Genomic DNA, 7893 nt, shown 5'->3' with positions numbered 1-7893 from the left:
AATCGTTGTCTGGCGCACAAACCTTGAGGTGACGCCTCAGGCGGCTCCCTCTCCCGGGACATGGAGGCGCTGAACGTCCGTTTCGTTTCCGGGGAACTGTCCATGAGCGACTATATCGCCGCCGTGCGGGACCACGCCGACACCCTGCCCCCCGCCGGCCCGCCGGTGCAGGAATATTTCACCAGTTTCGATGAACTCGAAGCCGCAAGGCGCGCTGACGACGGCAAAGGGGCATCCTGACGATGGAGTGGCTGCGCCAGCTTGGCCGGGCGATCCGCAACCTCGCCCGCATATCGCGCCAGAATCCGATCTGGGCGATCACGGCGCTGACGCTCAGCCCGATCGCACTCATCCGCCATCTGTTCGGCGTCCTCATCCTGTTCCTCATCACCGCCGTCGTGCTGCTGGGTGGCGGACAGTTCGTCCTGCATTCGCTGTTCGGCCTGCCGCGCGATTCCAACCTCTACCAGATCGGCATGATGCTGATGATGCTCGCCGTCGTCCTCATCGGCTTGCGCGCCCTCTTCCAGCCCCTGATCCTGAAATATGACGGTCCCACCGCTGACGACACCCACGGCTCGGCCCGCTTCGCCACCGATCGTGAGGCTCGTCCTCTCGCCCAAAATGAGGGCCTGCTGATCGGCCGCGACCGAAAATCGGGCAGGCTGCTGCGCTATGCCGGTCCCGCCCATCTGCTCACGATCGCGCCGACACGCACCGGCAAGGGTGTGGGAACGATCATTCCCAACCTGCTCGACCTATGCCGGCCCGGTCGTCTGCATCGACCCCAAGGGCGAGAACGCCCGCATCACCGCCCGCCAGCGCGGCCGCTTTGGCGCGGTTCATGTCCTCGATCCGTTCGGCGTCACCGGCCTGCCCTCCGCCGCGTTCAATCCGCTCGATCGCATCGACCCCGCCGGTCTCGATCTCGCCGACGACTGCATGACGCTGGCCGACGCGCTGGTCTACGACGCACCCGGCGAGGCCGGCGAAGCGCACTGGAACGAGGAAGCCAGGGCGCTGATCTCGGGGCTGATCCTGTCGATCGTCACCAGCGAGCCGGCTTCGACGCGGACCCTCGCCACGCTGCGCGACCGCCTCACCCTCGCGCCTGCTGCCTTCGCTGCCCAGCTCGCAGCAATGCAGGCGCAGGGCGGCCTTGCCGCCCGCGCCGCCAACCGCCACCTCGGCAAGTCCGATCGCGAAGCCGCCGGCGTGCTGTCGGCCGCGCAGCGCCATACCCATTTTCTCGACAGCCCACGCATGACGGCGGTGCTGGGGCATTCGGATTTTACCTTTGCCGATGTGAAGGCGCAGCCTACTAGCGTCTACCTGGTGCTGCCGCCGGACCGGCTCGCTACCTATGCCCGCTGGCTGCGCCTGATGCTCGCGCAAGGATTGACCGAGCTGGCCCGCGCGCCGGCGTCCAGCGAACGCCCTGTGCTGTTCCTGCTCGACGAGTTCGCAGCATTGGGCCGTCTCGAACCCGTCGAGCGCGCCATGGGCCTGATGGCCGGCTACGGCATCCAGCTCTGGCCGATCCTGCAGGATGTCCACCAGCTCCGCGCGCTCTACGAGCGCCGCGCCGGCACCTTCCTGTCCAACGCCGGCGTGTTGCAGATATTCGGGGTCAACGATCACGACAGCGCCAGGCTGGTCTCCGATCTGCTCGGCCAGGAAACGGTTGTGTTCGAGACGATGAGCCGCGCCATAGACGCCGAGGAAACCGGCATATCCTTCGGATCGCAGCATGTCGGCCGCCCCCTGCTCACCCCTGATGAGGTCCGCACGATGAGCGAGGATCTCCAACTCCTGTTTCTCGCCGGGCAGCGCCCGATCGTTGCGACCAAACTGCGCTACTATGCCGATCGCGAATTCGCGGGACGGTTCGACAGGGCATAAACCCGACTATGAGAGGGGAAATATGGTGATGAGATACGGGGTTGAGAGGAGCGGCATCGTCCTCATGGCAATGACGGGCACAGCCCTGTTTCTCGCCGCAAGCGCGGCCCTCGCATCGGCACCGACTTCTCCGCCCTGGGCGACGTTGACGATCAAGCCGTCATGGCAGCAGCAGACCCGTATCGAGTTCGGTACGACGTGGCTCAACCCCGATACGCGCAAGCTCGATTACTGGATGCGCCGCGAGCAAAATGGGATCGTGCAGCGGGCCGACAGCAATAGCTGTCCCGCCATGCGCGCCGTGATCGGCGAGATGAAGCGGATCGAACCCCTGCAACCTGATCCTCCTGGCTTTCAGGACGGAGATATTCTGCTCACGATGGACGGCACATCATATGCGCTCGAAGGCCCCGGAAGATTCCAGGATAGCCATGTGGGCAAGTTCAAAATGGAGGCAAATGTCGGCACGCCACTTGCGGCATGGGCACAGCGCGTCGAACAGACGCTTGCGCCCTGCTGGAAATGATGAATGTGACCGCGATGGGCGCTGGGATTTTCCGGCGCGGCATGAAGTTCGGCGCGCTTTACGCCGTCGTGCTCGGGCTTTCGATGAGCTTCGTGATCTTCATCGGCAGCGTGATCGGTGACTGCGATCCTGGTCCCGGATGTCATGACAACGACGCTGCCGTCATAGGGCGGGGAATCCTGTCGGCGATGCCGATCATCGCGCTTTTCTCCACCCTCTTATGTGCCGGCGCTGGGTCCGCTCGCCGCTTTCTGGACGATCGGATAGGTCTGCACGCCACGGCCTGGCTGCTGGGCGGCCTCACCGTTGCGGCGGTGTGGGCCAGTTTTGATCTGGCGATGACGCTCCATCTCTGGCTTCAAACCTAGAAAGATGGTCGCTCTCTGCCAAATTACAATCACAATGCTATCGTATGTATAGCAGTACGATTGCGTATCGCTATAGCATGAAGGCATATCCCTCGCTGGGAGAATCGCGCCCAAGCGCGGAAAATCGGCGTCTGGCGCATGAAAGGTGAGTTTTGGGGTATGGACTCACCGTTGGCGATCGACGCCCAGGCATTGACGCGGCGGGTGATACCACGAGGATATTCACCCGCGAAGTTTGTCGTCCAGGGAGGCCGTGAAGCGCTGCTTGGAGCTTGACCCTTCAAACCCCTCCCAGAAGTCCGTAACAAGGCTGAGCGGCCCGGAAATCGTCCCTATAGCGACGTTTCGGCCTCCCCTGTCCTCTCGATTGGATCGCCTCCTATCCGCATGGCTTTTCTGGAAAGCCAATCTGCGACGTTTCCGTTGGGCGCTATGATTGGGCGAAGGGAGCAGCGTTTGAACAGTCATCAATCAAAAAACAAATAGCGTGTCGGCGAAGCCGGCTCGTCATGGGGATGCCGGGTGGGAGGATCGCTTTAGCGATCCGGGGCGGCCGTAGGCCGTNCAGTCATCAATCAAAAAACAAATAGCGTGTCGGCGAAGCCGGCTCGTCATGGGGATGCCGGGTGGGAGGATCGCTTTAGCGATCCGGGGCGGCCGTAGGCCGTGAGCCGGCGGGGCGAAGCCCCAAGAGGCGGCGCTTTTCTTCTTTTCCGGAGCTGTGGGTGCGTTGAGCGCCAAGTTACCCACAGGCAAGGCTACCCCAAAACTCACCGTTCGCCTTCTGATTCAATAATTCTTCTTAGATTCAAGATTCAGGGGTCTGCAAACCCGCAGAAAACCTAAGAAAATGCCCGTGAAAAGTGAGTGTTGGGGTCGAGTCGCGTGAGTTTTGGGGTGGCCTTTGGTGAGTTTTGGGGCCGGTAAAAGTGAGTGTTGGGGTCGAGTCCGGTGAGCTTTCGGGTAGCCGCCTGATCGACGGTGAGTTTTGGGGTATCTCCTCACCGTTCAGCGAACGGCGAGTTTTAGGAATTGCCTGGCTCACCATTGCTGCTAAGGTGAGTGCATGTCCCACGCAACCTCACCTTTGAACGGCGCGAAGGCACAGCTTGCCCTGGTCGATACCCCGGCCCGCACCCTCGCGCAAAAAGGGCGCGGAAATCCGTTCGATCCGGCCAATTATGGGGAAATCGTCAAACCCGGCGAACTGGTCGATATTGTCGAGTTGACCCCCCTCACCCTCGCCGATCGCCGAATCTACAATCTGTTGATCGCCAACGCTTGGGAGCGCATCGGCGAGCCGGTCATCCATCGCATCGCCAAGACGGCGCTCAAGGGCACGCACCAGGGCAATGAGCGCATCGAAAGCTCGCTGCTGCGCCTGATGGGCACCATCGCGATCGTCACCATCCGCAAGGCCGGCAAGAGCTACAAGCGCCGCGTCCAGCTCCTCGGCCCCAGCGACGAAAGCCTCGAAAAAGACGGCTTCCTGCACTATCGTATCCCCGAGGAGCTGATCGAGATACTGCGCAACAGCGAGGTCTATGCACGCCTCAAGACGCAAGTGATGTATTGTTTCGAGTCGAAATACGCGCTGTGCCTCTATGAGATGATCGAGCGCCGGATCGGCCTCGAATACAAGCAAAGCGAAGAATTCACGATCGCGGAGCTGCGCGGGCTGCTCAACGTGCCCGAAGGCAAGCTCGAACGCTTCGCCGATCTCAACAAATATTGCCTCAAGGTCGCCCAGGAGGAAATCAACAAGCTCTGCCCCTTCTATGTCGATTTCACGCCGATCAAGAAGGGCCGCAAGGTCGAAAAGGTCGCGATGCTGTGGATGTCCAAAACATCGAGCGGCCGCCGCGACGCGCAAAACCTGATCGATCAGCACAGTATCGTGCGACGGGCGAAGATGCGTGGCGGCATCCCCGAAATGCCGGTACTGGTGGATTTCAACCTGCCCGCCGCCGAACGGTGAGCCCCTACCCCAAAACTCACCTTTGGCGCGCCGTGCTACGATCCGCTGCGCTTCACCCTTCGCCGGCGTCGAGCGCACGGCTGACGGTGAACTGAATCCATGCGCTGCGGCTGATGCCGCGCCGCTTCGCGGCGCTATCGACCTTCGCCAGCAAGGCGCGGTCGAAGCGCAGCATGACCGGCGCCTTGCGCGGCCCATCCTCGTCCGCCGCTGCGATCGGCGGCGTCGCCGGCTTCGCGGCCCCGGCAATGAAGGCGTCCGCCGCATCGTCATCAATGGGCGGCTTCGGATTGCTGTTCGGTTTACGAGCGATAGCCATCGCACTTCACTCCGCTATCATCATGCTATACAAATACCGCACCTATCAGCGCGGTCAGCTCATCGACTGCCTTGGCGTCGCGCGGGGATTGCTCCAGCACCCCCCTGCCCTCGGCCGCCGCGTTCGGGAACGCCTTGCGGCGCACGATCGATGTGGGCAGCACCTCGATCCCCTCGATGTCGCCGATCATCTGCAATGCCGCCTCATTGTCGCCGCCCTGCGGGTCCGCGCCATTGAGGATCGCAACGGCGCGCAGCCCCTCGTTGATCTCGCGCGCCTCGGCCACCAGCGTCGCGACCTGATCGAGCGCCCATACATCGAAGCTGCGTGGCTGCACCGGCACCAGCAACGTGTCGGCCACGGTGAGCGCGGCGCGCAGCGAGCCGGTGTCGCGCCCACCCACGTCGATGATAATATCGTCATATTTGGGCGCGAGCTGGCGGACCTGGCTGCGCAGCGCAGCGCCGGTAAGGGCGACGGCGGTATAACCGGCTTCGCCAAGACCTTCGGTGCGAAGCTGGGTGAAGGTGAGGGCGGTTCCCTGCTCGTCGCCGTCCACCAGCAACAGGTCGCGGCCGGCAAGCGCGCGGGCCACCGCGAGGTTGACCGCGAGCGTGGTCTTGCCAACGCCGCCCTTTGTGTTCCCGACTACCAATATCATAGTGCCCTCACTCTGCCTGCTATCGTTAATCGAACCAGCATGATCTGTCCATCACAGTGATATACATTTCTAAGGCCGCTCACTCTCCGGCGCTGGATCGTCATCCTCGTCAAGCGGATCGTGCCGCATGGCCCCATGGTCCTCGATCGGGCAAAGCGGCGCTCCAGCCTCTTCCAGCCATTTGCGCGCGGTCCTGACGGTATAGCCGCACGTCACGCACTCGCATTTGAGCATCCGGGGTTTCTGCTTCTTCGGCGCGGTGGACTCGCCGTCCGTATCGAGACGGGCATGGGGGAGGGGGCCAGCAACATCGAGGATCGGCACGATGGCGGCAAGGAAGGCATCGCCGGGCGTGGTGGCACGCATCGGCCCGACCAACCCCAGCCCAAGCGCGACCCGTTTAAACGCCTTCCCATGCCCTGCCGGGATGCCGACAGCGGCATGGACCAGTTCATGCGCGAGGATGGCCGCGATCTGTGCCGGCATGGCGTCGGGCGCATGGGCAAGGTCCGGACGGATGAAGATTTCAAAATGGCCGTCCGCGCTCAGCCGGTTATCCCAGCACTCGCCGATCGCCTTGCCCTTGGCTCCCGCGCTGGTGAAGCCGATCGCCACGCGCACCCGGTCGGGCAGGGGAGCTTCCAGCGCCTCAAAGAGCGGGGCCATGCCCGCCGCCACCCGATTGAGCCAGCTTTCCCGGTTGTCGTGGGTCATCGTCTCTATTCCCTTCAGATCGCCTGTCCGGCGATGGCCATGCCATCGGCCGGAACACGGACGCCCAAGAACGCCGGCGAGAGAGGGGGGCAGCGGGAATCGACGGGGTGGAGCGGGCGCAGCGAGGCCCAGCCGAGCGAGCCACGGCCCGTCTATTCCCGTTGCTGGGGAGAGGGGGGGCGGAACGTCCTCTCCCCACTGAACAAACGACATGCCGGCCAGCGCCGGCACCTTGTCCCCGAGATCCGCGCACGCGATCTCGCCCGCCATGTGGATCGTCACCGAATGGCCAAGACCGCGTGCGGGCTTGGGGAGCGCAGCGACTAGAGCCACGGTGCCGCGCAAGCGGCAGGCGCACAATGGTTGTAATTGTAGCTCCGTTGAGCTACATCGAACACGGATCACAGGAGGTTTTTATGGCCGCTACCGCTTTCGTGCGTGCGCGCATCGACGAAACATTGAAGGATGAAGCCGCCGCCGTCCTGGCCGAACTGGGGCTGACCGTATCCGATGTGGTCCGCATGACGCTCACCCGGGTCGCGAAGGATCATGCCTTGCCGTTCGAGCTGAAAGTGCCGAACGCCGAAACACGGGCAGCCATCGAAGCCTCTCGCGCCACGATGAAGGCCCGCCGCGCCCGTTTCACCGATCCTCAGGAAGTCTTTGATGCCCTCGACCAAGAAGCCCGCCAGCAGTAAGCGCGCCTCGCTCCCCCGAGAGGCGTCTTATGAAAAGCGGTTCGCGAAGGATTGGGAGCGGTTGTCGCGCAGCGGGCGCTACAACATGAAGCAGCTCAAGGAAGCGATGATGCTCCTCATCGCCAACGACGCGCCGCTTGGCCCGGAATGGCTGGACCACGCCCTCAAAGGCGATTGGAGCGATCATCGCGAGTGCCATATCGGCGGCGACTTCCTGCTCATCTACACGATCGAGGGAAATCTGGTGAACTTCGTGCGCGCCGGCACGCATTCGGAACTGTTCGAATAGCCTGCCGCTTCCTGGCGAACACAAGAAAAGCAAGCGAAGCGCTACTGTTTGGCTATCTTTTGTATATCGCTTGGATAGCGCTCCGCCAGCAACGAAGGGGAAGCCATGAAGGCCATATTCATCCGCCACGGCGAAAGCACCGGCAATGCCGGCATGCCCTGTCACGATCTGGCGACGATCGAGGCCACGAACAGACGCGCCAGGTTACCGCGAGCTTGCCCGAAGCCGACCCCGCAGTATCACGTCACCTATACCCGCACCCGGCAGAGCGCCGCGCTGCTGATCGCGTTTCCCCGCCGTGCGGGTCGAGACGTGGCCCATAGGAGAGAGCTTTAAAACAATCCTGCGATGCAGCGATGGACGCCTCAGTTCACCTGACGCCGGTGCTTGCCACCATACTTTGAGAGCGGCGGTGCAAAAACCTACCACGGTAGCGGC

General features: G+C 62.8%; 9 protein-coding genes and 2 pseudogenes. 8 read left to right on the top strand and 3 right to left on the bottom strand.

What is annotated here, in order from left to right; genetic code table 11:
- Positions 1-102: 102 nt before the first annotated feature.
- From FE851_RS26480 to FE851_RS25600, 5 genes and pseudogenes are all read left to right on the top strand, one after another.
- Positions 103-240, top strand: coding sequence for a hypothetical protein (locus FE851_RS26480; RefSeq protein WP_186378992.1), 138 nt, complete (start codon positions 103-105; stop codon positions 238-240).
- Between the two features lie 2 nt (positions 241-242).
- Positions 243-1902 (top strand): annotated as a pseudogene (locus tag FE851_RS25615) (type IV secretory system conjugative DNA transfer family protein).
- Positions 1903-1924: 22 nt separating this feature from the next.
- Entirely contained in the window at positions 1925-2428 is a 504-nt protein-coding gene (locus FE851_RS25610; protein WP_145206920.1) for a hypothetical protein, read from the top strand.
- 41 nt (positions 2429-2469) lie between these two features.
- Complete coding sequence (locus FE851_RS25605; RefSeq protein ID WP_145206919.1) at positions 2470-2796, top strand: hypothetical protein; 327 nt, start codon at positions 2470-2472, stop codon at positions 2794-2796.
- Between the two features lie 1066 nt (positions 2797-3862).
- Entirely contained in the window at positions 3863-4774 is a 912-nt protein-coding gene (locus FE851_RS25600) for a replication initiation protein (RefSeq protein WP_026002374.1), read from the top strand.
- Positions 4775-4826: 52 nt separating this feature from the next.
- Here FE851_RS25600 and FE851_RS25595 read toward each other — a convergent pair whose 3' ends face one another.
- The 3 genes from FE851_RS25595 to FE851_RS25585 all read right to left on the bottom strand — a co-directional run bounded on the left by FE851_RS25595 (position 4827) and on the right by FE851_RS25585 (position 6468).
- Positions 4827-5093 (bottom strand): hypothetical protein, encoded by a 267-nt coding sequence (locus FE851_RS25595; RefSeq protein ID WP_017183077.1) that lies wholly within the window; start codon positions 5091-5093, stop codon positions 4827-4829.
- 25 nt (positions 5094-5118) lie between these two features.
- Positions 5119-5754, bottom strand: a complete 636-nt coding sequence (locus FE851_RS25590) for an AAA family ATPase (RefSeq protein ID WP_017183076.1) — start codon at positions 5752-5754, stop codon at positions 5119-5121.
- Between the two features lie 69 nt (positions 5755-5823).
- Complete coding sequence (locus FE851_RS25585) at positions 5824-6468, bottom strand: transcription elongation protein SprT (RefSeq protein ID WP_017183075.1); 645 nt, start codon at positions 6466-6468, stop codon at positions 5824-5826.
- 416 nt (positions 6469-6884) lie between these two features.
- Here FE851_RS25585 and FE851_RS25580 point away from each other — a divergent pair, with 416 nt between their 5' ends.
- The 3 genes and pseudogenes from FE851_RS25580 to FE851_RS25570 all read left to right on the top strand — a co-directional run.
- Positions 6885-7166, top strand: coding sequence for a type II toxin-antitoxin system RelB/DinJ family antitoxin (locus FE851_RS25580; RefSeq protein WP_007684554.1), 282 nt, complete (start codon positions 6885-6887; stop codon positions 7164-7166).
- A complete protein-coding gene (locus FE851_RS25575; RefSeq protein WP_021246202.1) occupies positions 7135-7455 on the top strand; it encodes a type II toxin-antitoxin system YafQ family toxin in 321 nt (106 codons plus the stop codon). The genes FE851_RS25580 and FE851_RS25575 overlap by 32 nt, the downstream gene beginning before the upstream one ends.
- Before the next feature lie 105 nt (positions 7456-7560).
- Positions 7561-7783 (top strand): annotated as a pseudogene (locus FE851_RS25570) (histidine phosphatase family protein); the annotation flags it as partial.
- Positions 7784-7893 lie beyond the last annotated feature (110 nt).

Source organism: Sphingobium sp. B2 (genome assembly GCF_007693735.1).
Lineage (GTDB): Bacteria > Pseudomonadota > Alphaproteobacteria > Sphingomonadales > Sphingomonadaceae > Sphingobium > Sphingobium xenophagum.
The sequence above is the reverse complement of the archived record's forward strand: the minus strand, read 5'-3'. Positions and strand labels throughout refer to the sequence as shown.

Coding starts and splice junctions, on each gene's coding strand:
- FE851_RS26480 (WP_186378992.1), top strand. CDS start 103: ATGAGCGACTATATCGCCGCCGTGCGGGACCACGCCGACACCCTGCCC.
- FE851_RS25610 (WP_145206920.1), top strand. CDS start 1,925: ATGGTGATGAGATACGGGGTTGAGAGGAGCGGCATCGTCCTCATGGCA.
- FE851_RS25605 (WP_145206919.1), top strand. CDS start 2,470: ATGAAGTTCGGCGCGCTTTACGCCGTCGTGCTCGGGCTTTCGATGAGC.
- FE851_RS25600 (WP_026002374.1), top strand. CDS start 3,863: ATGTCCCACGCAACCTCACCTTTGAACGGCGCGAAGGCACAGCTTGCC.
- FE851_RS25595 (WP_017183077.1), bottom strand. CDS start 5,093: ATGGCTATCGCTCGTAAACCGAACAGCAATCCGAAGCCGCCCATTGAT.
- FE851_RS25590 (WP_017183076.1), bottom strand. CDS start 5,754: ATGATATTGGTAGTCGGGAACACAAAGGGCGGCGTTGGCAAGACCACG.
- FE851_RS25585 (WP_017183075.1), bottom strand. CDS start 6,468: ATGACCCACGACAACCGGGAAAGCTGGCTCAATCGGGTGGCGGCGGGC.
- FE851_RS25580 (WP_007684554.1), top strand. CDS start 6,885: ATGGCCGCTACCGCTTTCGTGCGTGCGCGCATCGACGAAACATTGAAG.
- FE851_RS25575 (WP_021246202.1), top strand. CDS start 7,135: ATGCCCTCGACCAAGAAGCCCGCCAGCAGTAAGCGCGCCTCGCTCCCC.